Genomic DNA, 22722 nt, shown 5'->3' on the forward strand with positions numbered 1-22722 from the left:
GGTGTCATGCGAGCCAAGCGGACTCCTTCGGTCGGACGAGCGGGAAGCTGCCGGCGCCGCCGGGGGTGGCCGTGCGGTCGAGGCAGCGGTGCACGAAGTGGATGCTCATCGCGCCTTCGCCCACCGCGGAGGCCACACGTTTCACCGAGCCGCTGCGGACGTCGCCTGCCGCGAACACGCAGGGAAGGCTGGTCTCCAGGGTCAGGCAGTCGCGGCCCTGGCTCTGCCACAGTCCGGGCACGGAGCAGGCCTGTGCCTCGGCCCCGGTGAGCACGTAGCCCCGTGCGTCGAGCGCCACAGCGCCGGACAGCCACGCGGTGTGGGGGTCGGCCCCGGTGAAGACGAACAGGGCCCGCACCGTGAGGTCGCGGTGCCGGCCCGTGCGGAGATCGGCGACGGTGACCCGCTCCAGCGCCTTGTCGCCGAACGCCTCGGTCAGCCGCGTGTGCAGCAGCACGCGCACCCGCGGATGGCGCTCGATCTGGTCGATCAGGTACCGGGACATGCGGGCCTCGAGGCTCGGCCCGCGGACCAGCAGATACACCTCCGGCGCGAATCCCGCGAGGAAGAGCACGGCCTGGCCCGCGGAGTTGCCGCCGCCGACCACCGCGACCGGGGCGGAACGGCACTGCTGGGCCTCGTGGACCGTGGCCGAGTAGTGCACGCTCGAGCCCTCCAGCGGCTCGATGCCGGGCACGTCGAGGCGGCGGTAGCGGGCGCCGGTGGCCAGGACGACGGCACGGGCCGTGATCTCGCTGCCGTCGGCGAACCCGACGGCGAGGTGGTCGTCCCGCGCTTCGAGCCGGGCCGCCTCCGCCGGGACGCTGATCCGGGCGCCGAACTTCTCCGCCTGGAGCACGGCGCGCTCGGTGAGTTCGGCGCCGGAGATGCCGGAGGGGAAGCCGAAGCAGTTCTCGATGCGGGAGGACGTCCCGGCCTGCCCGCCCGTGGCCAGGGACTCGACCACGGTCGTGCGGAGGCCCTCCGAGGCGGCGTTCACCGCGGCGGCGAGACCGGCGGGACCGGAGCCGACGACGAGGAGATCGCCGCGGCCGTTGCCCGACGGCAGGGGCGGCAGGCCGATCAGCCGGGCCAGTTCGGCGTTGCTCGGGTTGCGCAGCAGGGTCGTGTCCCGCCAGATCACCAGCGGCGTCTGCTCCGGACCGACGGCGAAGCGGCGCAGCAGCGCCTCGGCCTCCTGGTCCGTCTCCAGATCGATCCAGCGGTACGGCAGCCGGTTGCGGGCGGCGAACTCACGCAGCCGCCGTGTGTCGGGCGAATAGCGTGAGCCGATGATGCGGAAGCCCGCACCCTGCCCGACGAGCAGGGCACGGCGGCACAGACAGGCGCGCAGCACCACGTCACCGAGGAGGGAGTCCCGGGTCACCAGGTCACGCAGTTGGTCCATGGACAGGGCGAGGATCTCGCCGGGGTCCCGGACCACGGCGGTGTAGAAGGCCACCTGCCCGCTCGACAGGCCGAGTTCGCCGATGAAGCGGCCGGGGCCGTGCACCCGGAGCAGGTGCTCGTCGGGCGTGCCGTACCCCTCCACGACGGCCACCGCGCCGCTGAGGATGACGTAGAACGTCTCGCACCGCTCACCCTCGCGGATCAGCACGTCACCGGGGCCGACGGCGCGGCGCCAACCCTGCTCCGCCAGGCGGGCCGTCTGCTCCTCCGACAGCCGGGGATAGGCGCCGTGGATGTCGGGCGTCTCGAGGGGGACGCTCTCGTCCGGCACAGGCGTGGTGTCCGGCCGCGTCTCGTCGCCGGGCATCACACGAACGCCTCGTGGACGAAACACCACCGCCAGTCCTCACCGGGCTCGAGCGACGCCGCGATCGGATGCCCTTGGGCGGCCGCGTGACGACGGGCGTGCCGGTTCGGCGACGAGTCGCAGCAGCCGACGTGACCGCAGGTCAGGCAGACCCTGAGATGGACCCAGGACGAACGCGTGGCCAGACATTCCTCGCATCCCGCGGCGCGCGGGGTCACGGGGCGTACGAGGGCGAGGTGGGGGTCGGTCCGTACGGGCATGGCCGATCACCCTTTCCCCGCAGGCGCACGGCCGGCGATCGACTGCTCCACCCACCGCCGCAGGACGGGTGCAGGCGCGGCCCCCGTCTGCCGGGCGACGGTCCGCCCCTTGTCCAGGACCAGCAGGGTCGGTACCGCCTGGACCTCGAAGCGCCGCGCCAGACGCGGATTCCTGTCGACGTCGACCTTGACCAGCTTGATCCGTCCCGCCAGATCGGCGGCGACCTTCTCCAGCGCCGGGCTCACCATGCGGCAGGGACCGCACCAGGTGGCCCACAGGTCCACGACGACAGGAACGGTCGCCCGCTCGACGACCTCGGCGAAGTCGTCGTCGCCCGCGTCGGCGATCCACGGCAGAGGCCCCTCGCAGTTGCCGCACCTGGGCCGGCCCGCGGCGGCCACGGGCACCCGGTTGGTGCGCCCGCAGCGCGGGCATGTGACGTCGGTGGCTCGCACAGTGCTCATGCCGCTCTCACACCCTCTGCTCCGGGAGGCGGCCGACGGCGCGTCCGGTCTCCTGGTACGTCCCGTACGCGGCAACGCGCCCGCGAGGCTGTTCGGTCATCGCCCGGTCCTTCCTGCGTCATGCGCTCCGGCACCAGCACGCCCCAGACTCGCGAACCGGGCAGCCCCGTGCATGCGCCCGGCAGGTCGAAGAACGGCGGAACCGGTCGCCCCATGAGCACGAGGACAAAACCGGCTGAAGCCTCAGGTGAGCGGAAAGCGGTGAGGGGTACGCGGCATCTGTTCACCCCTGTGACAGCACGCGATGGGAGTGATCCCATGGTTGATCGCCGGGTCACCCGGAACATGGGGCGAGGCCGTCCCGCCCGGGACGGCAGCCTTCCACGGAGCCGTTCCGTGCGGCACCCGACCGCCCCGTGGCAAGGGGCCGGCCCGCACCGCCCGGGCCCGGCCGAACTCCCCCGCGAACTGCTGACGGTCTCCCACGCCCTGACCGAAGCCCGGAACGAGGACGAGATCCTGCGCCTGGCGATGGAGCACGTGCCTGCCGTCGGCCCGTACACGGCCGAGGCCGGATACCTCAGGGTGAACGGCCGGCTGGCCCCCGTCCCGCGAGCCGGGACGGACCACCCGCCGGCCGTCGACCGGGCGGTGCGGGAGCTGGCGGGGCGGGACGGCCCCGTGGACGTTCCCGGCCGGTCACCGGGCCGGGCCCTGGCCCTGCGCGGACCCGGCGGCGTGCACGGCTACCTGGTGGTGACGTGCCGCTCCCGGCCCACCGATGCCCACGACGTCCTGCTCGCCATGCTGGTACGCCTCACCGCCGCGGCCCTCTCGGCCGCCGTCGCGCACCGCCGCCGGCAGGAGGACGCGCTGGAGCTGCACCGGCTGCGACGGGAACGGGCGACCCTCCAGCAGCGGATGATCTCACTCGTGGTCGAGGCGGGACACCAGCGGGCCGTGCACCAGGCGCTCGCCGACGTCGCGGCCTCCGGCGGCGGCCAGGAGGCCATCACCGGCGTGCTGCACGAGCTCACCGGATTCCCGGTCCTGCTGGAGGACCGCTTCGGCCGGCTGCGGTCCTGGACCGGCCCCGGCCGGCCCGACCCCTACCCGGACCCCGACCCCGCACGCCACGAGGAGGTGCTGCAGCAGGCCGCCCGGCGGGGCGGACCCGTGCGGGTCAAGGACCGGCTCATCCGCGTGATACGCCCCCGCGGCGAGGTCCTCGGCGTGCTGGCGCTGGTCGATCCGCGGGAGGAGGCCGACCACTACGCCGAGTTCGCCCTGGAGCACGCCGCCATGTCGCTCGCCATGGAACTGTCGCACCTGCGGCATCTCGCGGAGGTGGAGCTGCGGCTGCGCCGCGAACTGGTCGACGACCTGCTGGCCGGGACGGACGAGACGAGCGCCTACGCCCGGTCCGAGGCGCTGGGGCACGACCTGCGCCGCGATCAGTACGTGGTCGTCGTGCGGTGGAGCAGCCAGGCCCCCGACGACGCCTTCGCGCGGACCGTGGGCCGGGCGGCCTCGGCCGTGGGCATGCGGTCACTGGTGACCCGGCGTTCCGGCCACGTGGTCCTGGTCGCCGAGGGCAGGCCCCCCGACCGCGCCCTGTACGAGGCGCTCGTCCGGGAGACCGGGACGCACGACGGGACGATCGGGGTGAGCGCCAGATGCGACACCCTCGACGGCATCCCCGGCGGCTACCAGGAGGCCTTGCGCGCCCTGGAGGTGCGCCGGCGCTCCCGCTGCCGGTACGGCACGACGTTCTTCGACGACCTGGGCCTCTACCGCATCCTGGGACCCGGCGGCGACTACCAGGAGCTGGAGGGGTTCGTCCGGGAATGGCTGGGCCGGCTCGTCGACTACGACGGCCGGCACCGCGCGGCGCTCGTGGAGACCCTGTCCCGGTACTTCGACTGCGGAGGCAACTACGCCGAGACCGCCGAGTCCCTCACGATCCACCGCAGCACCCTGCGCTACCGGCTCCAGCGCATCCGTGAGATCAGCGGCCGCGACCTCACGAACGTGGAGGACCGCCTCAACCTCCAGGTCGCGACCCGGGTGTGGAAGGTCATGCTGGGCGAACCCGGCTGAGCAGCCCATGACGGCGGGTCCGCGACCGGTCGGCCGCGGCCCGGACCGCCCGCCGGGCGGCACGTTGCATAAACGTGCAGAGAAACGTATAGTCATGCCATCCAGGAGGAGGGTTTTCCATGGCGGTACGTGCGGCGGTGGCCGGAGCGAGCGGGTACGCGGGCGGTGAGCTGCTGCGTCTGCTCCTGACACACCCCGAGGTCGAGATCGGCGCCCTGACCGGGAACACCAACGCCGGACAGCGCCTGGGCGCGCTCCAGCCGCACCTGCTGCCGCTGGCCGACCGGGTGCTGGAGCCCACCGCGCCCGAGGTGCTCGCCGGGCACGACGTCGTCTTCCTCGCGCTGCCGCACGGCCAGTCCGCCGCCGTCGCCGAGCAGCTCGGCGACGAGGTGCTCGTGATCGACATGGGCGCCGACTTCCGCCTGAAGGACGCCGCCGACTGGGAGGCGTTCTACGGCTCCCCGCACGCCGGCACCTGGCCCTACGGCCTGCCCGAACTGCCGGGTGGCCGCGCCGCGCTGGAGGGGTCCAAGCGTGTCGCGGTGCCCGGTTGCTACCCCACCGCCGTCTCCCTCGCCCTGTTCCCGGCCTACGCCGCCGGGCTCGCCGAGGCCGAGGCCGTGGTCGTCGCCGCGTCCGGCACCTCCGGCGCGGGCAAGTCGCCCAAGCCGCACCTGCTGGGCAGCGAGGTCATGGGCTCCATGTCGCCGTACGGCGTGGGCGGCGGGCACCGGCACACGCCCGAGATGATCCAGAACCTCAGCGCGGCGGCCGGCCAGCGCGTCACCGTGTCCTTCACGCCCACCCTGGCGCCGATGCCCCGCGGCATCCTCGCCACCTGCTCCGCGAAGGCGAAGCCCGGCGTCACCGCCGAGTCCGTGCGCGCCGCCTACGAGAAGGCGTACGCCGACGAGCCGTTCGTGCGCCTCCTCCCCGAGGGACAGTGGCCCGCCACCGCCTCCGTGTACGGCTCCAACGCCGTCCATGTGCAGGCCGCCCACGACACGGCGGCCGGGCGGATCGTGGTGATCAGCGCCCTCGACAACCTCACCAAGGGCACCGCGGGCGGTGCCGTCCAGAGCATGAACATCGCCCTGGGTCTCGACGAGACCACGGGACTTTCGACGATCGGAGTTGCGCCGTGAGCGACGCACGTGCAGCCGCCGGGCCGCAGACGAGCACGATGCCCGCACCTCTGCGCTGCACGGGCGGCCGTGACATCAGCCGCTACCGCGGCGGGGCGAACGAGGAGACACAGTGAGTGTGACGGCAGCAAAGGGATTCACGGCGGCGGGCATCGCCGCCGGGATCAAGGAGAACGGCAACCCCGATCTGGCCCTCGTGGTCAACAACGGCCCCCGACGCGCCGCCGCCGGCGTCTTCACGTCCAACCGTGTGAAGGCCGCCCCCGTGCTCTGGTCCGAGCAGGTCCTCAAGAGCGGGCAGCTCGCCGCCGTCGTCCTCAACTCCGGCGGCGCCAACGCCTGCACCGGCCCCAAGGGCTTCCAGGACACCCACGCCACCGCCGAGAAGGCCGCCGAGGTGCTCGGCGTCGGCGCCGGCGAGGTCGCCGTCTGCTCCACCGGCCTCATCGGCGTCCTGCTCCCCATGGACAAGCTGCTCCCCGGCGTCGAGACCGCCGCCGGACAGCTCTCCGAGCACGGCGGCGAGAAGGCCGCCATCGCCATCAAGACGACGGACACCGTCCACAAGACCTCCGTGGTCACCAAGGACGGCTGGACCGTCGGCGGCATGGCGAAGGGCGCGGGCATGCTCGCCCCCGGCCTCGCCACCATGCTCGTCGTCCTCACCACCGACGCCGACCTCGACAGCGCGACCCTGGACAAGGCGCTCCGAGCCGCCACCAAGGTCACGTTCGACCGCGTCGACTCCGACGGCTGCATGTCCACCAACGACACCGTGCTGCTGCTCGCCTCCGGCGCCTCCGGCCTCACCCCCGAGGACGCCGACTTCGCCGAGGCCGTACGGCAGGTCTGCGACGACCTCGGCCAGCAGCTCATCCGGGACGCCGAGGGCGCCAGCAAGGACATCAAGGTCGAGGTGATCAACGCCGCGACCGAGGACGACGCCGTCGAGGTGGGCCGCTCCATCGCCCGCAACAACCTCCTCAAGTGCGCCGTCCACGGCGAGGACCCCAACTGGGGCCGCGTCCTCTCCGCCATCGGCACCACCAAGGCCGCCTTCGAGCCCGACCGGCTCAACGTCGCCATCAACGGCGTCTGGGTGTGCAAGAACGGCGGCGTCGGCGAGGACCGCGACAAGGTCGACATGCGCTACCGCGAGGTGCACATCGTCGCCGACCTGTCCGCCGGCGACGCCACCGCCACCATCTGGACCAACGACCTCACCGCCGACTACGTCCACGAGAACAGCGCCTATTCCTCATGACCGTCACCCGTAAGCACACCGCGCTGCCCAAGGCGCAGATCCTCATCGAGGCCCTGCCCTGGCTGACCCGGCACCACGGCAAGACCGTCGTCATCAAGTTCGGCGGCAACGCCATGGTCGACGAGGATCTCAAGGCCGCCTTCGCCCAGGACGTCGTCTTCCTGCGGCACGCCGGACTGAAGCCCGTCGTCGTGCACGGCGGCGGCCCGCAGATCAGCCGCGCCCTCGAGACCCACGGCATCGTCAGCGAGTTCAAGGCCGGCCTGCGCGTCACCACCGAGGACGCCATGGACGTCGTACGGATGGTGCTCGCCGGGCAGGTCCAGCGCGAGCTGGTCGGCCTGCTCAACCGGCACGGCCCGCTCGCCGTCGGCCTCACCGGCGAGGACGCGCACACCCTCACCGCGGTCAAGCACCAGCCCGAGATCGACGGAGAGCTCGTCGACATCGGACGGGTGGGCGAGATCACCGAGATCGACACGGGCGCGATCGAGGCCCTGCTCGCCGACGGCCGCATCCCGGTCGTCTCGTCGATCGCCCGCTCCCAGGACGACCACCATGTCTACAACGTCAATGCTGATACGGCGGCTGCGGCACTCGCTGCTGCACTGGGCGCCGAAACCCTCATGGTCCTCACGGACGTCGAGGGACTCTACGAGGACTGGCCCCACTCCGACGAGGTGATCAGCCGTCTCACCGCGTCGCAGCTCGAGAAGCTCCTGCCGGAGCTGTCCTCGGGCATGGTGCCCAAGATGGAGGGCTGCCTGCACGCCGTGCGGGGCGGCGTGAACACCGCCCGCGTCATCGACGGCCGGGTCCAGCACTCGATCCTGCTGGAGATCTTCACGGACGAGGGCATCGGCACCATGGTCGTGCCCGACGAACAGGGGGAGTCGTGAGCAACGCGGAACTGACCGCCCGGTGGCAGGGCGCGCTGATGAACAACTACGGCACGCCCCGCCTCCCCCTCGTGAGCGGCGAGGGCCAGCGGCTCCGGGACGCCGACGGCAAGGAGTACCTCGACTTCGTCGGCGGCATCGCCACCAACGCCCTCGGCCACGGCCACCCGGCGATCGTCGAGGCCGTGACCCGGCAGATCTCCTCCCTCGGCCACATCTCCAACCTCTTCCTCGCCGAGCCGACCGTCGCCCTCGCCGAGCGGCTGCTCCAGCTCTTCGGCCGGGACGGCAGGGTCTTCTTCTGCAACTCCGGCGCCGAGGCCAACGAGGCCGCCTTCAAGATCGGCCGGCTCACCGGGCGCACCCACGTCGTCGCGACCGAGGGCGCCTTCCACGGCCGCACCATGGGCGCCCTCGCCCTCACCGGGCAGGCCGGCAAGCGGGAGCCGTTCCTGCCGCTGCCCGGGGACGTCACCCACGTGCCGTTCGGCGACGCGCAGGCGCTGGACGCGGCCGTCACCGAGGACACGGCCCTCGTCATCCTCGAACCCATCCAGGGCGAACGCGGCGTCGTCGTCCCGCCGACCGGCTACCTCAAGGCGGCCCGCGCCATCACGGCCGCGAAGGGCGCGCTGCTCGTACTGGACGAGGTGCAGACCGGCGTCGGCCGGACCGGCGACTGGTTCGCCTACCAGGCCCACGAGGGCGTCCTGCCGGACGTCGTCACCCTCGCCAAGCAGCTCGGCGGCGGACTGCCCCTCGGCGCCACCGTCGCCTTCGGCCGCGCCGCCCAGCTGTTCGAGCCCGGCCACCACGGCACCACCTTCGGCGGCAACCCGGTCGCCTGCGCCGCCGGACTCGCGGTGCTCGACACCATCGCCGGCGACGGACTGCTGGAGAACGCCAAGCGGCAGGGCGAGAAGCTGCGCGAGGGCGTCGAGGGACTCGGGCACGCCCTGATCGACCACGTCCGGGGAGCGGGCCTGCTCCTGGGTATCGTGCTCACCGAGCCGCTCGCGCCCGAGGCGCAACAGGCGGCTCAGGACGCCGGGTTCCTCGTGAACGCCGCCGCCCCCGACGTCGTACGGCTCATGCCGCCGCTGAACCTCGGGGACGACGCGGTGGCCGCGCTCCTCGGAGCGCTGCCCGGCATCCTGGACGCCGCCGGACGCGCGGGTGGGGAAGGACGATCCGGAGAATGAGACGACGATGAGCCAGGAGCAGGACCAGGGGCGTACGGCGGGGCAGGGCGGCCAGGGCGGACAGTCCGCGCAGGCCGGGCCTGCCGTGCCGCAGACCCGTACCGCGCGGCACCGCCGGATCGTGGACATCCTCAACCGGGAGCCGGTGCGGTCGCAGAGCCAGCTCGCGAAGCTGCTCGCCGACGACGGGCTGAGCGTCACCCAGGCGACGCTCTCCCGCGACCTCGACGAGCTGAACGCGGTGAAGATCCGCAACAACGACGGGGATCTGATCTACGCCGTGCCGAGCGAGGGCGGGTTCCGCACGCCACGGGCGCCGCTGGGGGAGTCGGCGAAGGAGGAGCGGATGCGGCGGCTCTCGCAGGAGCTGCTGATCTCCGCGGAGGCCTCCGCGAATCTTGTCGTGCTTCGGACGCCTCCAGGGGCGGCGCAGTTCCTGGCGTCCGCCATCGATCAGGCCGAATTGCACGACATTCTCGGCACCATTGCCGGGGATGACACGCTGTTGTTGATCAGCCGGGAGCCTACGGGTGGGCAGGCTCTCGCCGATCACCTGCTTCGGTTGGCTCAGAACGGCCACTGAGGGAGCTTGTCCGGTTCGTCGCCGGGTGCGGCCCGGTGGGGGCTGGTCGCGCGGTTCCCCGCGCCCCTCCGGGGTGTTTTCCTCAGCCCAGCCAGGTGGCCAGGTTCGCTGTGCAGCGGACCTCGTCCCCTGCTGTGATCAGGAGGGCCTCCGTGTCGGGGAGGGAATCCAGCCAGCGCAGGCCCTCCCGGGAGCCCATCGCGAAGGCCGCCGTGGCCCAGCAGTCCGCCCAGGTCAGGCGGGGGGCGATCACCGTCACCGCGACCAGGTCGGTCACCGCGGAGCGGCCCGTGCGCGGGTCGACGACGTGGTCGCCGCGCTCCGCCGTGCCGGACGTGGCCACCGCCAGCTCCCGCGCCCCGGCCGCCGAGACCACCGCGGCGAGGCCGCCCGGGCGCAGCGGGTCCGACACGCCGACCCGCCAAGGGCGCCCCGTGCCCGGTGAGCCGAGCAGCTGGACGTCGCCGCCGCCGTTGACGCTCACCCCGGACGCCCCGGCCGCGAGGAGCCGGCGTGCCGCGCGCTCCGTGGCCCAGCCCTTCACGATCCCCGTCGGGTCGAGCTGCCCCCGGTACCGCGTGCTGAACCAGCCGTCGCTGACCCGTTCCGCCTCCGCGGCCAGCTCCAGCACCTCGGCGACCTCGGGGTCGCACTGCCCGACGTCCAGCTCGCCGTGCGCGAGACGGGAGATCTGGGTGTCCCCGCGGTAGGTGCTGAACACCTCGTCGACCCGGCGCAGTCCGGCGGCGGCCTCCTCCAGCGCCGCGCGCACCGCGCCGGGTTCCCCGCCGCGGACGTCGAGCGAGAAGACGGTCCCCATCGTCTCCACCACACGACGCTCCGCGGCGGGCGCCTCAACGGGTTCCGCCACCGTCTCAGCCACCGGCCTTGTCCAGGGCGGACTGGAGGGACTCCTTGTAGCCCTCGCTGGTGTAGGTCGCGCCCGACACGGCGTCGATGTCCGCGGTGCCGGCCTGCACGGCCGCCTGGTTCAGCTTCGGCACGGCGTTGGAGGTGATCTGGTCGCTCTGGCCGCCCTTGGGGGCCTGGACGGCCTCGGCCTTGGTGATCTTTCCGCCGCTGACGGTGATCCGTACCTGGACCGGGCCGTACTGGGTCTGCGCGACGTCACCCGTGACGGTCTGCGCCTGGGCCGCGTCGTCGCCGCCGCCGGCGCCGTTGCCCGTGTCGGCCGGAGCGGAGGCGCGGGCCTTGTCGATGGCCGACTGGAGGGACTCCTTGTAGCCGTTGCTGGTGTACGTCGCGCCGGACACCGCGTCGATGTCGGCGCCCTGCGCCCGCACGACCGCCTGGTTGAGCCTGGGCACGGCGTTGGAGGTGATCTGGTCGCTCTGGCCGCCCTTGGGGGCCTGGACGGCCTCGGCCTTGGTGATCTTTCCGCCGCTGACGGTCAGCCGCACCTGCACCGCCCCGTACTGGGTCTGCGCCGCGTCGCCGGTGACCGTGCCGTCCCCGACGGGGCGGGCGCCGCCCTGCACGGACTCCGCCGCGGGCGGGGCGCCGCCCGCCGCCTCGTCCGACCCCGGGTCGGACGCGGGTTTCAGCGACAGCAGCAGCACGATCCCGGAGACGGTGGCGGCGGTCGCCAGAACGGCGCGCCGGACGGGGTGACTCTTCCTCATCGCTTCTCAAGCTCCTGATGGGTAACGGGCGATCGGGGCCGACGGCCCGCCGCTCACATCTCGAACGACTCGTGGTGGATCCGGCGCGCGGGCACCCCGGCGTCCCGCAAGGCCGCGTACACCTGCTGGGCGAACCCGGGCGGCCCGCACATGAAGACGTCGTGGCGGTCGACGTCGGGGATCTTGCGGCGCAGGCTCTCCGCCGAGATGTCCGGGCGCTCCCCGTCGGGGCTGTTCACCGCGTACATCAGCCGGGCACCGCGCTCGTCGGCGATCTTCGCCAGCTCGCCCCACAGCGCCAGGTCCTGCGTGCTGTTCGCCCGGTACAGCAGGGTGATGTCGCCGGAGGCGCCGGGCAGCGTCTCGAACAGGGCGCGCATCGGGGTGATGCCCACCCCGCCCGCGACCAGCAGCACCTTGCCGCGGCTGCGGCGCTGCGCGGTCAGCGCCCCGTAGGGGCCCTCCGCCCACACCCGGGTGCCGGGCTCCAGCTCGCGCAGCCGGGAGCTGTGGTCGCCGATCGCCTTGACGGTGATCCGCAGCATGTCCGGGCGGGGCGCCGCGGACAGCGAGTACGGGTGGGAGCTGAACCGCATTCCGGGAGCCAGGAAACGCCAGCGGAAGAACTGCCCCGCCTCGGCGCCCATCCGGTGCAGCCGGTGCCCGCTGATCAGCACCGACACCACGCCCGGGGTCTCCTCGATGACCGCCTGGACCCGCATCCGGTGCCGCAGGTTCAGCCGGATCGGGGTGAAGATCCGGTACCACAGCACCAGCACGGTCACCGCGCCGTACAGCCCGTACCAGAAGGTCTTCGCGGACGGCGTGACGGCGAACTCGTTCCCGGTGGTGATCTGGTGCCAGAACGTCAGGAACACCGCCGCGTACGTCAGCAGGTGCACGTGGTACCAGCCGTCGTACGGCATCCGGCGCCGGACCGGGCCGATGGACAGGAAGGCGATCACGAAGAGCAGGCCGGTGCCGACGGCGGCCTTGCCCATGTCCGGCAGCGTGTCGATGGAGGTGAGCGTCTGCGACACGATGCCGGAGAGGGTCTTCCCGGCCTGCCGGGCGTAGCCCCACATGATCAGGAAGACATGGGCGACGACCAGGCTGACGGTGTACCGGCCGCTCATCGCGTGCCAGCGGGCGACCCGGTCCGAGCCGACCCGCCGCTCCAGTGCGGGCACCCGCGCCATCTGCAGCACGACCAGGGCCATCAGATAACCGGCGAGCAGGCCCGTGATCCGGCCCGCCGCGATGATCTTCCCGGTGGTGTCCGCGATGGACGGCGTGCTCGTCCACCAGAGCCACAGCACGGCCGCCGCGCCCGCACCCACGGCGAGCAGCAGCGGGACGGCGGGGGAGCGGCGCGGACGGATGCGGCGCATCGTCTGGCGGCGGGCGGCACGGCCGCCGGCGAGCGTGGTGGTCACGGTTCCTCCGTGGGACTCGGCCCTTGGCCCTCACATACGTGCCGCCACGCGGGAGTGTTCAGCGGAAACCGTGGATTCGTCGCCCCTTTCAGTAGCGGGTGATCGCGGTGCGCCCGCCGGTGGTGCCGATCGCGAGGTGCGGAGCCCGCGCGGGGTTCGCCCAGCGCAGGATCTTCCGCATCGCGCTCTTCGGCACGGACACGCAACCGGCGGTCGCGCCACGGCCGTTGACGTGCAGGAAGATGCCGGCGCCCCGGCCGCGCACCGGGCGGCGGTAGTTGAAGTCCACGACCAGGGCGTGCGCGTACTGCGTGCGGTAGGTGATCAGGTGCTCGGCCTGGCTGGCCCGGCAGTCGGCGGCCCGGGGCTCGGTCCAGCGGTTGTAGACGCGGGAGTTGTCGTCCTGGCACCACCAGGAGTTCTGCCGCACACGCCGGTAGGCCGAGCGGGTGCCGGAGGGGGCCGCCTCGATGCCGAAGGCGTACGGGAGGCCGTACAGCCCGGTCGGGGTGGTGTTCGTGCCCTGCTTACGGGCCGTGCCCTCGGTGAGCCCGTTCGCGCCGAAGCGGGCCTTCGCGGACCCGGCCGCCACCCAGCGCCCGCCCTTACGGTCCCACCAGGTGACCGTGCCGGTGGTGGACCCGGTCCGCGCCGCCACCGCCGTGATCAGCTGGCTGCCGCCCCCGGTGTCCGCCATCCGCTCCGGCAGCGGCGACGCGGGGCGCTGCGCGGTGCCGAGCGAGAGCAGGGACAGGGACACGAGGACGGCGACGGTGACGTGGCGTGGGCGCATGGCTCACATGGTGGACGGGGGCAGCGGCAACGGCAGCCCGGGAAGCCCGTCCAGGCTCGTCGCGACGTGCTCCTTCTTGGTGAAGTACGCGTCCAGGGAGGCGTCGTCCTCCCTGGCGAACCGCCTCTCGTGCAGGTCCCGCTCACCCTCGTACGCCATGTAGGGAACGGCGTAGCCGCAGGTGTCGCGGATCAGCTCGGCGCGGACGACCACGACCGCGCGCAGTCCGTGGGTCCACGGGTCGATGGCGGGGAAGTGGGCGAGCAGTTCCTTGAAGCGCGGGTCGTCACGGAACACGGGCTCCCCGCGCCCGTGCACGCGCACGATGTTCGGCGGGCCCTGGAAGGCGCACCACATCAGGGTGATCCGGCCGTTCTCCCGGAGGTGGGCGACGGTCTCGGCGTTGGACCCCGCGAAGTCCAGGTAGGCCACGGTGAGGTCGTCCAGGACCGCGAAGGAACCCTTGAGGCCCTTGGGGGAGAGGTTGACCGTGCCGTCGGCGGAGAGCGGAGCGGTGGCGGTGAAGAAGACCGGCTGCTCCTCGATGAAGGTGCGGAGCCGCCCGTCGATGCGCTCATACGTTTTTCCCATGTCCACCGATTATTCGGGCAGATCTTTCGCCTGTCTAAGCATTTGACGGCCCGGCGTCGGAGGCGGCCCGTCCGGTGGCCACGGCCACCGGACGGGAATGACCGTGGCCGCCCCGGCCGGCGCTTGAACGGGGCGGCCACAGCACCTGTCACGTCACTTGGTGAGCGTGCAGGCGGCGAGGGAGTCGAGACCGGCCGGGCGGTCGGCGGTGCGGCCGATGGCGGTGGCGATGCGGTTGACGGTGGCGATCCGCTTGTCCTCGAGGGGGCCGAGGATGGCGTTCCGGACGAAGTTGGGTCCGCCCTGGCCGACGGTGTCGACCAGGCGCTTGTTGGCCTCGGCGATCTGCTGGTCGAGCTGCTCCAGGTTCCGGGTGACCTCGGCCTGCGCGGAGGCGGGGACAGCCGGGAGCTGCGAGGCGACGTCCGGGCAGGAGATCGTGCCGACGCCGGAGGCGCCCCCGCCCTGACCGGCGCCCGCGTCACTGCCGCCCGCGCCCACGTCGCCACCGTTCTGCTCCTGCCCCGGAGCGGCCGGGTCGCCCTGCGCGTCGAGCGAGCAGGTCGCGAGGGAGTCGAGACCGGCCGGGCGGTCGGCGGTGCGGCCGACGGCCGTGGCGATGCGGTTGACGGTGGCGATCCGCTTGTCCTCGAGGGGGCCGAGGATGGCGTTCCGGACGAAGTTGGGTCCGCCCTGGCCGACGGTGTCGACCAGGCGCTTGTTGGCCTCGGCGACCTGCTGGTCGAGCTGCTCCAGGTTCCGGGTGACCTCGGCCTGCGCGGAGGCGGGGACGGCCGGGAGCTGCGAGGCGACGTCCGGGCAGGAGATCGTGCCCGGTCCTGCCAGGGTCCGGGCGTCCGCGCCGCCGCCGTCGGACGACTCGCCCGCGAGGGCGGAGCCCGCGATCACGGCGCCGGTCAGCGCCACCGCGGCGGCGCCGCCGACCAGGCCGACGCGGCGCTTGTTGTACTTCGGAAGAGCCCTGGACATGCGATGCCTCACTCGGGTCGGGGGTGTCTCGGGTGGAGCGACGCGGCGCCTGCGTCCGGTGAGCAGTACGCGCAAGCGGTTTCCCGCGTTCAACTTCCGTGCGACATCGCCCCGGTGCCGTCCCGGCAGGCGGCCGCGACCAGGGGAATTGACGAATCATGCGGACTCCTGCATACTCATGCATGTCAGCGAATGCACTGTGAGGAGAAACCCGTGACCGAGCGCGTCGTACTCGCCTACTCAGGCGGTCTGGACACCTCCGTCGCCATCGGCTGGATCGCCGAGGAGACGGGCGCCGAGGTCATCGCCGTTGCGGTCGACGTCGGCCAGGGCGGCGAGGACCTGGATGTCATCCGCAAGCGCGCGCTCGCCTGCGGTGCCGTCGAGGCCGAGGTCGCGGACGCCAAGGACGAGTTTGCCGAGGAGTACTGCCTCCCGGCGATCAAGGCCAACGCCCTCTACATGGACCGCTACCCGCTGGTCTCCGCGCTGTCCCGGCCGACGATCGTCAAGCACCTCGTCGCCGCCGCGCAGAAGCACGGCGCCACCACCGTCGCCCACGGCTGCACCGGCAAGGGAAACGACCAGGTCCGCTTCGAGGCCGGCATCGTCGCCCTCGCCCCCGACCTGAAGTGCATCGCCCCGGTCCGCGACTACGCGATGACCCGTGACAAGGCCATCGCCTTCTGCGAGGCCAAGGGCCTGCCGATCGCCACCACCAAGAAGTCCCCGTACTCCATCGACCAGAACGTCTTCGGCCGCGCCGTCGAGACCGGCTTCCTCGAGGACATCTGGAACGCGCCCATCGAGGACGTGTACGAGTACACGCAGAACCCCGCCGTGGCCCGGGAGCCCGACGAGGTGATCATCACCTTCAAGGAGGGCGTCCCGGTCGCCATCGACGGCAGGCCCGTCACCGTCCTCCAGGCGATCCAGCAGCTCAACGAGCGCGCCGGCGCCCAGGGCGTGGGCCGGATCGACATGGTCGAGGACCGTCTCGTCGGCATCAAGTCCCGCGAGGTCTACGAGGCTCCCGGCGCGATCGCCCTGATCACCGCCCACCAGGAGCTGGAGAACGTCACGGTCGAGCGCGAGCTGGCCCGCTACAAGCGGCAGGTCGAGCAGCGCTGGGGCGAGCTGGTCTACGACGGCCAGTGGTTCTCCCCGCTGAAGCGCGCCCTCGACGGCTTCATCGCCGAGGCCAACCAGCACGTCAACGGCGACATCCGGATGACGCTGCACGGCGGCCGCGCCGTCGTCACCGGCCGGCGCTCGGAGTCGTCCCTGTACGACTTCAACCTGGCCACCTACGACACGGGCGACACCTTCGACCAGGCCGCGGCCAAGGGCTTCATCGACATCTACAGCCTGTCGTCGAAGATCGCGGCCAAGCGCGACCTCGCCTGAGCCGTAGCGCCTGACGAACCCTCACACGCACTAGCCTGACAGCCGCCTCCTCACACACCCGTGGGGAGGCGGCGGCACATCCGGAACCCTCGAGGAGCACGCAGTGAGCAGCAACAGCGGTGACGTCCGGCTCTGGGGCGGCCGTTTCGCCGACGGTCCCGCCGAGGCCCTGGAGAAGCTGTCCGCGTCCGTCCACTTCGACTGGCGGCTCGCCCCCTACGACATCGCCGGCTCCCGCGCCCACGCGCGCGTGCTCCACCGGGCGGGCCTGCTCACCGACGACGAGCTGACCCGCATGCTCGAAGGGCTCGACCGGCTTGAGGCCGACGTCGCCTCCGGCGCCTTCACCGGCACCATCGCCGACGAGGACGTCCACACCGCCCTGGAGCGCGGGCTGCTGGAGCGGCTCGGCCCGGACCTCGGCGGAAAGCTGCGCGCCGGACGCTCCCGGAACGACCAGGTCGCCACGCTCTTCCGGATGTACCTGCGCGACCACGCCCGCACCATCGGCGGTCTGATCGCCGACCTCCAGGACGCGCTGATCGGCCTCGCCGAGGCCCACCCGGACGTCGCGATGCCCGGCCGCACCCACCTTCAGCACGCCCAGCCGGTCCTCTTCGCCCACCACGTGCTCGCCCATGTGCAGTCCCTCTCCCGGGACGCCGAGCGGCTGCGTCAGTGGGACGAGCGGACCGCCGTCTCCCCGTACGGCTCCGGCGCCCTCGCGGGCTCCTCCCTCGGCCTGGACCCGGAGGCGGTCGCCAAGGACCTCGGCTTCCAGCACGGCAGCGCCGGCAACTCCATCGACGGCACGGCCTCCCGGGACTTCGTCGCCGAGTTCGCCTTCATCACCGCGATGATCGGCGTGAACGTCTCCCGGATCGCCGAGGAGGTCATCATCTGGAACACGAAGGAGTTCTCCTTCGTCACCCTCCACGACGCCTTCTCCACCGGTTCGTCGATCATGCCGCAGAAGAAGAACCCGGACATCGCCGAGCTGGCGCGCGGCAAGTCGGGCCGTCTCATCGGCAACCTCACCGGCCTGATGGCCACCCTCAAGGCCCTCCCGCTCGCGTACAACCGCGACCTCCAGGAGGACAAGGAGCCGGTCTTCGACTCCATCGACCAGCTGGAGATCCTGCTGCCGGCCTTCACGGGCATGATGGCCACCCTCACGGTCCACCGGGAGCGCATGGAGGAACTGGCCCCGGCCGGCTTCTCCCTCGCCACGGACATCGCCGAGTGGCTGGTCCGCCAGGGCGTCCCCTTCCGTGTCGCCCACGAGGTGGCCGGCGAGTGCGTGAAGGTCGCCGAGTCGGAGGGCAAGGAACTGAACGACCTCACGGACGACCAGTTCGCGAAGATCTCGGCCCACCTCACCCCCGAGGTCCGCACGGTCCTCAACGTCCCCGGCGCCCTGGCCTCCCGCAACGGCCGAGGAGGCACGGCCCCGAGCGCGGTGGCAGTCCAGCTCGCGGAGCTCAAAGAGAACGTGTCCCTCCAGCACAAGTGGTCGACTGCCAAGAAGCAGTAGAGCAGGACACCCAAAGGGGCGCGGGGAACTGCGCGCCAAGCCCCCACGCACCCGCACGCTCCGAGCCCCCGGAGGACCGACCCCCTCCAGGGGCGCGGGGAACTGCGTGAGAAACCCCTACGCACCCGCACGCACTCCGCCTCCGGAGGACCGACCCCCTCCAGGGGCGCGGGGAACTGCGTGAGAAACCCCCACGCACCCGCACGCTCCGAGCCTCCGAAGGCTCCACCCCCTCCAGGGGCGCGGGGAACTGCGCGAGAAACCCCCACGCACCCGCAGGCACCGCGCCTCCGGAGGACCGACCCCCCTCAGGGGCGCGGGGAACTGCGCGCCAAGCCCCCACCCCGCCGCACCCGCCGCACCCCGGCAAGTCCCGAGCCCATAGGCGACCCCGCACCCACCCCACGGGTTACGTTGGCACAGCCACCCCGCAGCCAACCGACGGAGTCGCCATGCCCTTCTCCCGCCTGGCCACCGCCACCACCCCCACCGCCCACCTGGGCCTGGGCCTCGCCGCGGTAGGCCGCCCCGCCTACATCACCCTCGACCGAACCGAAGCCCTGGGCGAAGAAGACGACCGCACGGTCGAGAACCTCCGCACCCGCACCCACGAACTCCTCGACGCCGCCTACGCCCAAGGCGTCCGCTACATCGACGCGGCCCGCTCCTACGGCCGCAGCGAGGAGTTCCTCGCGGACTGGCTGAAGAGCCGCCCCGACGTCACCGACGTGGTCGTCGGCAGCAAATGGGGCTACACCTACACCGGCGGCTGGACCACCGACGCGGAGCGTCACGAGGTCAAGGACCACTCCCTCGCCGCGTACGAACGCCAGCGCGCCGAGACCGAGGCGATCCTCGGCGACCGCCTGGACCTCTACCAGATCCACTCGGTCACCCCGGACAGCCCCGCCCTCACCGACAAGGACCTGCACGCCCGTCTCGCCGAGGAGTCGGCGCGGGGCGTGACCGTCGGCTTCTCCACCAGCGGCCCGCGCCAGGCGGACGCGATCCGCGCGGCTCTCGAGGTCACCGTCGACGGCGAACCCCTGTTTCGCACGGTGCAGTCCACGTACAACATCCTGGAGACCTCCGCGGGCCCCGCGCTGGCCGAGGCCCACGACGCCGGACTCACGGTGATCGTGAAGGAGGGCATGGCCAACGGCCGCCTGGCCGCCCCGCACGCCCCCGAGCCGCTGCGCACGGTCGCCGAGGAAACGGACCTGGGCTGCGACGCCGTAGCTCTCGCGGTCATCCTGCGCCAGCCCTGGGCCGGCGTCGTCCTCTCCGGCGCGGCGACGGTCGTCCAGCTGACCTCCAACCTGCACGCGGCGGCCGTCGACCTCACCGACGACCAGCTCGCCCGCCTGGTCCCGCTGGCGGAGACCCCCGAGGCGTACTGGGAGCACCGGGGAACGCTGCCCTGGCACTGACCGCGGCGGCGTATCCCGCGCCCCCTGCACCCCGCCGCAGTCATGAGACGAACGCGCCCCTAGTGAGACATGAATGTCTCACATGGGGTACCGTCGTCTCATGGCTGTCGACCGAGACCGGGTGCTGCGTACCGCCGCCGCCCTGCTGACCCGCAAATCCACCGCGACCATGGACGAGGTCGCCAGGGCCGCCGGGATCAGCCGCGCCACCCTGCACCGGCAGTTCGCCGGCCGGGACGCGCTGGTCCGCGCGCTGGAGGCGCTTGGCATCGCCGAGTGCGAGGCCGCCCTCGCCGCCGCCCGCACCGACGAAGGCCCCGCCACCGACGCCGTACGGCGCCTGGTCGCCGAGATCGAACCGCACGCGGGCCTGCTCGCCTTCCTCTACTCCGAGAACCAGCTCTTCGAGGGCGAGGAGCAGAACGAGGGCTGGGCGAGGATCGACGAGCGCATCGCCGCGCTGTTCCGGCGCGGCCAGTCGAGCGGCGAGTTCCGCATCGACCTCACCCCGGCCTGGCTCACCGAGGCCCTCTACGGCCTGCTCGCCTCCGCAGCCTGGGCGGTCGCCGAAGGCAGGGTCGCCCCCAAGGACTTCACCCACATGATCGTCGAGCTGCTGCTCGGCGGCGTACGACGGCCGGCGGAACCGGCGGCAGGGAAGGAATCATGACCAGCGCCATACCGACGGCAGCCCCGGCCGAGGACACGGCGCCCCGCCCCGGCCGCTGGCTCGCCCTGTCGGTCCTCGTGCTCGCCGTCCTGCTGGTGGCCGTCGACGCGACCGTTCTCGGCCTCGCCACCCCGTACATCAGCGAGGACCTGGCTCCCACCGGCTCGCAACTGCTGTGGATCGGCGACGTCTACTCCTTCGTCCTCGCCGGACTGCTCGTGTCGATGGGCAGCCTCGGCGACCGCATCGGCCGCAAGCGGATCCTGCTGTACGGCGCCGCCGCGTTCGGATTGATCTCCGTGCTCAACGCCTACGCGCACACGCCCGAGGTGATGATCGCGGCGCGCGCCCTGCTCGGCGTCGCGGGGGCCACGCTGATGCCGGCCACCCTCGCGCTGATCCGCAACCTCTTCCACGACCCGCGCGAGCGCAGCCTCGCCATCGGCATCTGGGGCGCGACCGCCTCCGCGGGCACGGCGGTCGGCCCGATTCTCGGCGGACTGCTTCTCGAACACTTCTGGTGGGGCTCGGTCTTCCTCATCAACCTGCCGGTCATGGCGGTCCTGGTGCTCGTCGGCGTCAAGCTCCTTCCGGAGTCCCGCACCCCCGAACCGGGCCCGTGGGACCTGACCAGCGTGGCCCTGTCCCTCGCCGGGATGATCGGCGTGGTCTACGCGGTGAAGGAGACCGCGAGCCACGGCACGGGCGCGGCCGCCCTCGCGGCGGGTCTGCTGGGCGCGACGGCCCTGTACCTGTTCGTCCGCCGTCAGCTGTCGCTCCCGAAGCCCCTCCTGGACATGCGGCTGTTCCGCAGCCGGGGCTTCAGCGGGGCCGTGCTCGCCGACCTCCTGACCATCCTCGGCCTGTCCGGCCTGGTCTTCTTCCTCTCCCAGTACCTGCAACTGGTCCAGGGGAGGCGCCCGTTCGAGGCGGGCCTCGCGGAACTCCCCGCCGCGATCGGCGCGGTGGCGGCCGGCCTGGTCGCGGGCCGGACGGCACGCCGCTTCTCGGTGCGCTCGGTCGTCGCCGGGGGCCTGGCGGCGATCGGCCTGGCCCTGGCCGCCCTCACCGTCATCGGCCAGTCCACCGGCTACCCCCTGCTGGGCACGGCCCTGCTGGTGGTCGGCGCGGGCGCGGGCTTCTCCTTCACGGTGACGGCGGACGTGATCCTCTCCAGCGTCCCGAAGGAACAGGCGGGAGCGGCCTCGGCCGTCTCGGAGACGGCCTACGAACTGGGCGCGGCCCTGGGCATTGCGGTCCTGGGCTCGATCGTCACAGGCGTCTACCGCGGCTTCCCGGCCCCGCAGGGCACCCCACCGACCGCCCACGAATCCCTGGGCAGCGCGGTCGAAGCGGCAACCCACATGCCCCCCGCCACAGCCGAACCCATGCTGGAAGCGGCCCGCGAAGCATTCGTCAACGGCCTCACCCTGGCAGCAGGCACAGGAGCAGCAGTACTCCTCATGGCCTCAGCAGCAGCCTGGCTCATGCTGAAGAACGAACGCCTGGACAACACCCCGTAGGGGCGCGGGGAACTGCCCGAGAAACCCCCACGCACCCGCAGAGAACAACGGCGCCGAAACTAGGCCGCTTCCTTGGCCTTACTGGCGTACATGTCCACGTACTCCTGCCCCGACAGCCGCATGACCTCCGCCATCACCGAGTCGGTGACCGCCCGCAGCACGTACCGGTCGCGGTCCATCCCCTCGTAACGGGAGAACTCCATCGCCTCACCGAACCGGACGGTGACCCGCCCGGGCCGGGGCAGCCCCGCCCCGCCCGGCTGCAGCTTGTCCGTGCCGATCATCGCGAACGGCACCACCGGCGCGCCGGTCATCAGCGTCAGCCGGGCGATGCCGGTGCGGCCGCGGTAGAGGCGGCCGTCGGGGGAGCGGGTGCCCTCCGGGTAGATCCCGAAGACGTTGCCCTCCTCCAGCACCCGGCGCCCGGTCATCAGCGCGGCCACGCCGCCCCGCCCGCCGTCGCGGTCCACGGGGATCATGCCGACGCCGGTGAAGAACCACGCCATCAGCCGCCCCTTGAGGCCCTTGCCGGTGACGTACTCGTCCTTGCCGATGAAGAAGACCTGCCGGTCGCACACCAGCGGCAGGATCATCGAGTCGATGAACGTCAGATGGTTGCCCGCCAGGATCACCGGACCGTCGCCCGGGATGTGCTCCGCGCCCTCCACCCGTGGGCGGAACATCAGGCGCATGATCGGACCGAGCACTGCCTTGATGAGCGCGAAGCGGGACAACGGGCCCTCCGGTGGGAAGCGGACGTCGACGAATGCCGTATGAGTCTGTGCAGGTGAGGACATTACTCGCGGTCCGGGGAGTCGCGCACATCGGGCTCGTGGCAGTTAACCGAGGTCTTACGGACTCTTGACCCGGGTTCACCTGCGCGACCGTGTCCGCGGGCGGCGCGCAACACGGCCGTCACGCTGTGACGCGGCTCGCCCGGACCCGCGCACCGCCCGGGTACCCGAGCCCGCGGACACGAACCGGACGCGCCGTCACATCCCCGCCGG

21 protein-coding genes are annotated in these 22722 nt (G+C 72.3%); 11 read left to right on the forward strand and 10 right to left on the reverse strand.

Features of this window, described 5'->3' with window-relative positions:
• Positions 1 to 4: 4 nt before the first annotated feature.
• From ACQY0Z_RS17950 to trxA, 3 genes are read right to left on the reverse strand one after another with little or no spacing between them, the layout of a single operon-like run.
• Positions 5 to 1777: an FAD-dependent oxidoreductase gene (locus ACQY0Z_RS17950; protein ID WP_189901425.1), complete on the reverse strand. Its 1773-nt coding sequence runs from the start codon at positions 1775 to 1777 to the stop codon at positions 5 to 7.
• A complete protein-coding gene (locus ACQY0Z_RS17955; RefSeq protein WP_189901423.1) occupies positions 1777 to 2037 on the reverse strand; it encodes a UBP-type zinc finger domain-containing protein in 261 nt (86 codons plus the stop codon). The genes ACQY0Z_RS17950 and ACQY0Z_RS17955 overlap by 1 nt, the downstream gene beginning before the upstream one ends.
• A 6-nt stretch (positions 2038 to 2043) precedes the next feature.
• Positions 2044 to 2502, reverse strand: a complete 459-nt coding sequence (gene trxA / locus ACQY0Z_RS17960) for a thioredoxin (protein ID WP_020700181.1) — start codon at positions 2500 to 2502, stop codon at positions 2044 to 2046.
• A 318-nt stretch (positions 2503 to 2820) separates the two neighbouring features.
• Between trxA and ACQY0Z_RS17965 the strand changes: the two genes are divergently transcribed.
• The 6 genes from ACQY0Z_RS17965 (at position 2821) to ACQY0Z_RS17990 (ending at position 9698) form a co-directional block, all read left to right on the forward strand.
• Positions 2821 to 4602, forward strand: a complete 1782-nt coding sequence (locus ACQY0Z_RS17965; protein ID WP_439812524.1) for a PucR family transcriptional regulator — start codon at positions 2821 to 2823, stop codon at positions 4600 to 4602.
• 119 nt (positions 4603 to 4721) lie between these two features.
• A complete protein-coding gene (gene argC / locus ACQY0Z_RS17970) occupies positions 4722 to 5750 on the forward strand; it encodes an N-acetyl-gamma-glutamyl-phosphate reductase (RefSeq protein ID WP_439812525.1) in 1029 nt (342 codons plus the stop codon).
• 112 nt (positions 5751 to 5862) lie between these two features.
• Positions 5863 to 7014: a bifunctional glutamate N-acetyltransferase/amino-acid acetyltransferase ArgJ gene (gene argJ / locus ACQY0Z_RS17975; protein ID WP_189901418.1), complete on the forward strand. Its 1152-nt coding sequence runs from the start codon at positions 5863 to 5865 to the stop codon at positions 7012 to 7014.
• Positions 7011 to 7913 (forward strand): acetylglutamate kinase, encoded by a 903-nt coding sequence (argB, locus tag ACQY0Z_RS17980; RefSeq protein WP_028961817.1) that lies wholly within the window; start codon positions 7011 to 7013, stop codon positions 7911 to 7913. Before argJ ends, argB begins: the two co-directional genes overlap by 4 nt.
• Positions 7910 to 9115: an acetylornithine transaminase gene (locus ACQY0Z_RS17985; protein ID WP_439812526.1), complete on the forward strand. Its 1206-nt coding sequence runs from the start codon at positions 7910 to 7912 to the stop codon at positions 9113 to 9115. The genes argB and ACQY0Z_RS17985 overlap by 4 nt, the downstream gene beginning before the upstream one ends.
• Before the next feature lie 7 nt (positions 9116 to 9122).
• Positions 9123 to 9698, forward strand: coding sequence for an arginine repressor (locus ACQY0Z_RS17990; protein ID WP_189901414.1), 576 nt, complete (start codon positions 9123 to 9125; stop codon positions 9696 to 9698).
• Positions 9699 to 9780: 82 nt separating this feature from the next.
• Here the strand turns inward: ACQY0Z_RS17990 and ACQY0Z_RS17995 are convergent, their stop codons facing one another.
• The 6 genes from ACQY0Z_RS17995 to ACQY0Z_RS18020 all read right to left on the reverse strand — a co-directional run bounded on the left by ACQY0Z_RS17995 (position 9781) and on the right by ACQY0Z_RS18020 (position 15151).
• Positions 9781 to 10518, reverse strand: coding sequence for an FAD:protein FMN transferase (locus tag ACQY0Z_RS17995; protein WP_439813370.1), 738 nt, complete (start codon positions 10516 to 10518; stop codon positions 9781 to 9783).
• Positions 10519 to 10573: 55 nt separating this feature from the next.
• Entirely contained in the window at positions 10574 to 11341 is a 768-nt protein-coding gene (locus ACQY0Z_RS18000) for an FMN-binding protein (protein WP_439812527.1), read from the reverse strand.
• A 53-nt stretch (positions 11342 to 11394) separates the two neighbouring features.
• On the reverse strand, positions 11395 to 12777 hold the full coding sequence (locus ACQY0Z_RS18005) for a ferredoxin reductase family protein (protein WP_189901410.1): 1383 nt from the start codon (positions 12775 to 12777) through the stop codon (positions 11395 to 11397).
• Positions 12778 to 12865: 88 nt separating this feature from the next.
• Entirely contained in the window at positions 12866 to 13570 is a 705-nt protein-coding gene (locus tag ACQY0Z_RS18010; RefSeq protein ID WP_439812528.1) for a L,D-transpeptidase family protein, read from the reverse strand.
• Positions 13571 to 13573: 3 nt separating this feature from the next.
• Positions 13574 to 14161 carry a pyridoxamine 5'-phosphate oxidase family protein gene (locus tag ACQY0Z_RS18015; protein ID WP_254586051.1) on the reverse strand — a complete coding sequence of 196 codons (588 nt, stop codon included), beginning with the start codon at positions 14159 to 14161 and terminating at the stop codon, positions 13574 to 13576.
• A gap of 153 nt (positions 14162 to 14314) precedes the next feature.
• A complete protein-coding gene (locus ACQY0Z_RS18020; protein ID WP_439812529.1) occupies positions 14315 to 15151 on the reverse strand; it encodes a hypothetical protein in 837 nt (278 codons plus the stop codon).
• 213 nt (positions 15152 to 15364) lie between these two features.
• Between ACQY0Z_RS18020 and ACQY0Z_RS18025 the strand changes: the two genes are divergently transcribed.
• From ACQY0Z_RS18025 to ACQY0Z_RS18045, 5 genes are all read left to right on the forward strand, one after another.
• A complete protein-coding gene (locus ACQY0Z_RS18025; RefSeq protein WP_189901404.1) occupies positions 15365 to 16558 on the forward strand; it encodes an argininosuccinate synthase in 1194 nt (397 codons plus the stop codon).
• Positions 16559 to 16661: 103 nt separating this feature from the next.
• Positions 16662 to 18092, forward strand: a complete 1431-nt coding sequence (argH, locus tag ACQY0Z_RS18030) for an argininosuccinate lyase (protein WP_254586049.1) — start codon at positions 16662 to 16664, stop codon at positions 18090 to 18092.
• Between the two features lie 452 nt (positions 18093 to 18544).
• Positions 18545 to 19522, forward strand: coding sequence for an aldo/keto reductase (locus tag ACQY0Z_RS18035; RefSeq protein ID WP_189901400.1), 978 nt, complete (start codon positions 18545 to 18547; stop codon positions 19520 to 19522).
• A 100-nt stretch (positions 19523 to 19622) separates the two neighbouring features.
• The gene (locus ACQY0Z_RS18040) at positions 19623 to 20192 is read left to right on the forward strand and encodes a TetR/AcrR family transcriptional regulator (RefSeq protein ID WP_347225998.1); all 570 of its coding nucleotides are present in this window, start codon (positions 19623 to 19625) and stop codon (positions 20190 to 20192) included.
• Positions 20189 to 21715 carry an MFS transporter gene (locus ACQY0Z_RS18045; RefSeq protein ID WP_381727440.1) on the forward strand — a complete coding sequence of 509 codons (1527 nt, stop codon included), beginning with the start codon at positions 20189 to 20191 and terminating at the stop codon, positions 21713 to 21715. Before ACQY0Z_RS18040 ends, ACQY0Z_RS18045 begins: the two co-directional genes overlap by 4 nt.
• Positions 21716 to 21774: 59 nt before the next feature.
• On the opposite strand, the gene ACQY0Z_RS18050 is transcribed toward ACQY0Z_RS18045, so the two are convergent.
• The gene (locus tag ACQY0Z_RS18050; protein WP_137210160.1) at positions 21775 to 22449 is read right to left on the reverse strand and encodes a lysophospholipid acyltransferase family protein; all 675 of its coding nucleotides are present in this window, start codon (positions 22447 to 22449) and stop codon (positions 21775 to 21777) included.
• Positions 22450 to 22722: the final 273 nt, after the last annotated feature.

The organism is Streptomyces sp. P9-2 (genome assembly GCF_051903975.1).
In the GTDB taxonomy this organism is placed as follows: Bacteria; Actinomycetota; Actinomycetes; order Streptomycetales; family Streptomycetaceae; genus Streptomyces; species Streptomyces cellulosae.

Coding starts and splice junctions, on each gene's coding strand:
- ACQY0Z_RS17950 (WP_189901425.1), bottom strand. CDS start 1,777: ATGCCCGGCGACGAGACGCGGCCGGACACCACGCCTGTGCCGGACGAG.
- ACQY0Z_RS17955 (WP_189901423.1), bottom strand. CDS start 2,037: ATGCCCGTACGGACCGACCCCCACCTCGCCCTCGTACGCCCCGTGACC.
- trxA (WP_020700181.1), bottom strand. CDS start 2,502: ATGAGCACTGTGCGAGCCACCGACGTCACATGCCCGCGCTGCGGGCGC.
- ACQY0Z_RS17965 (WP_439812524.1), top strand. CDS start 2,821: ATGGTTGATCGCCGGGTCACCCGGAACATGGGGCGAGGCCGTCCCGCC.
- argC (WP_439812525.1), top strand. CDS start 4,722: ATGGCGGTACGTGCGGCGGTGGCCGGAGCGAGCGGGTACGCGGGCGGT.
- argB (WP_028961817.1), top strand. CDS start 7,011: ATGACCGTCACCCGTAAGCACACCGCGCTGCCCAAGGCGCAGATCCTC.
- ACQY0Z_RS17990 (WP_189901414.1), top strand. CDS start 9,123: ATGAGCCAGGAGCAGGACCAGGGGCGTACGGCGGGGCAGGGCGGCCAG.
- ACQY0Z_RS17995 (WP_439813370.1), bottom strand. CDS start 10,518: ATGGGGACCGTCTTCTCGCTCGACGTCCGCGGCGGGGAACCCGGCGCG.
- ACQY0Z_RS18000 (WP_439812527.1), bottom strand. CDS start 11,341: ATGAGGAAGAGTCACCCCGTCCGGCGCGCCGTTCTGGCGACCGCCGCC.
- ACQY0Z_RS18010 (WP_439812528.1), bottom strand. CDS start 13,570: ATGCGCCCACGCCACGTCACCGTCGCCGTCCTCGTGTCCCTGTCCCTG.
- ACQY0Z_RS18015 (WP_254586051.1), bottom strand. CDS start 14,161: ATGGGAAAAACGTATGAGCGCATCGACGGGCGGCTCCGCACCTTCATC.
- ACQY0Z_RS18020 (WP_439812529.1), bottom strand. CDS start 15,151: ATGTCCAGGGCTCTTCCGAAGTACAACAAGCGCCGCGTCGGCCTGGTC.
- ACQY0Z_RS18035 (WP_189901400.1), top strand. CDS start 18,545: ATGCCCTTCTCCCGCCTGGCCACCGCCACCACCCCCACCGCCCACCTG.
- ACQY0Z_RS18040 (WP_347225998.1), top strand. CDS start 19,623: ATGGCTGTCGACCGAGACCGGGTGCTGCGTACCGCCGCCGCCCTGCTG.
- ACQY0Z_RS18045 (WP_381727440.1), top strand. CDS start 20,189: ATGACCAGCGCCATACCGACGGCAGCCCCGGCCGAGGACACGGCGCCC.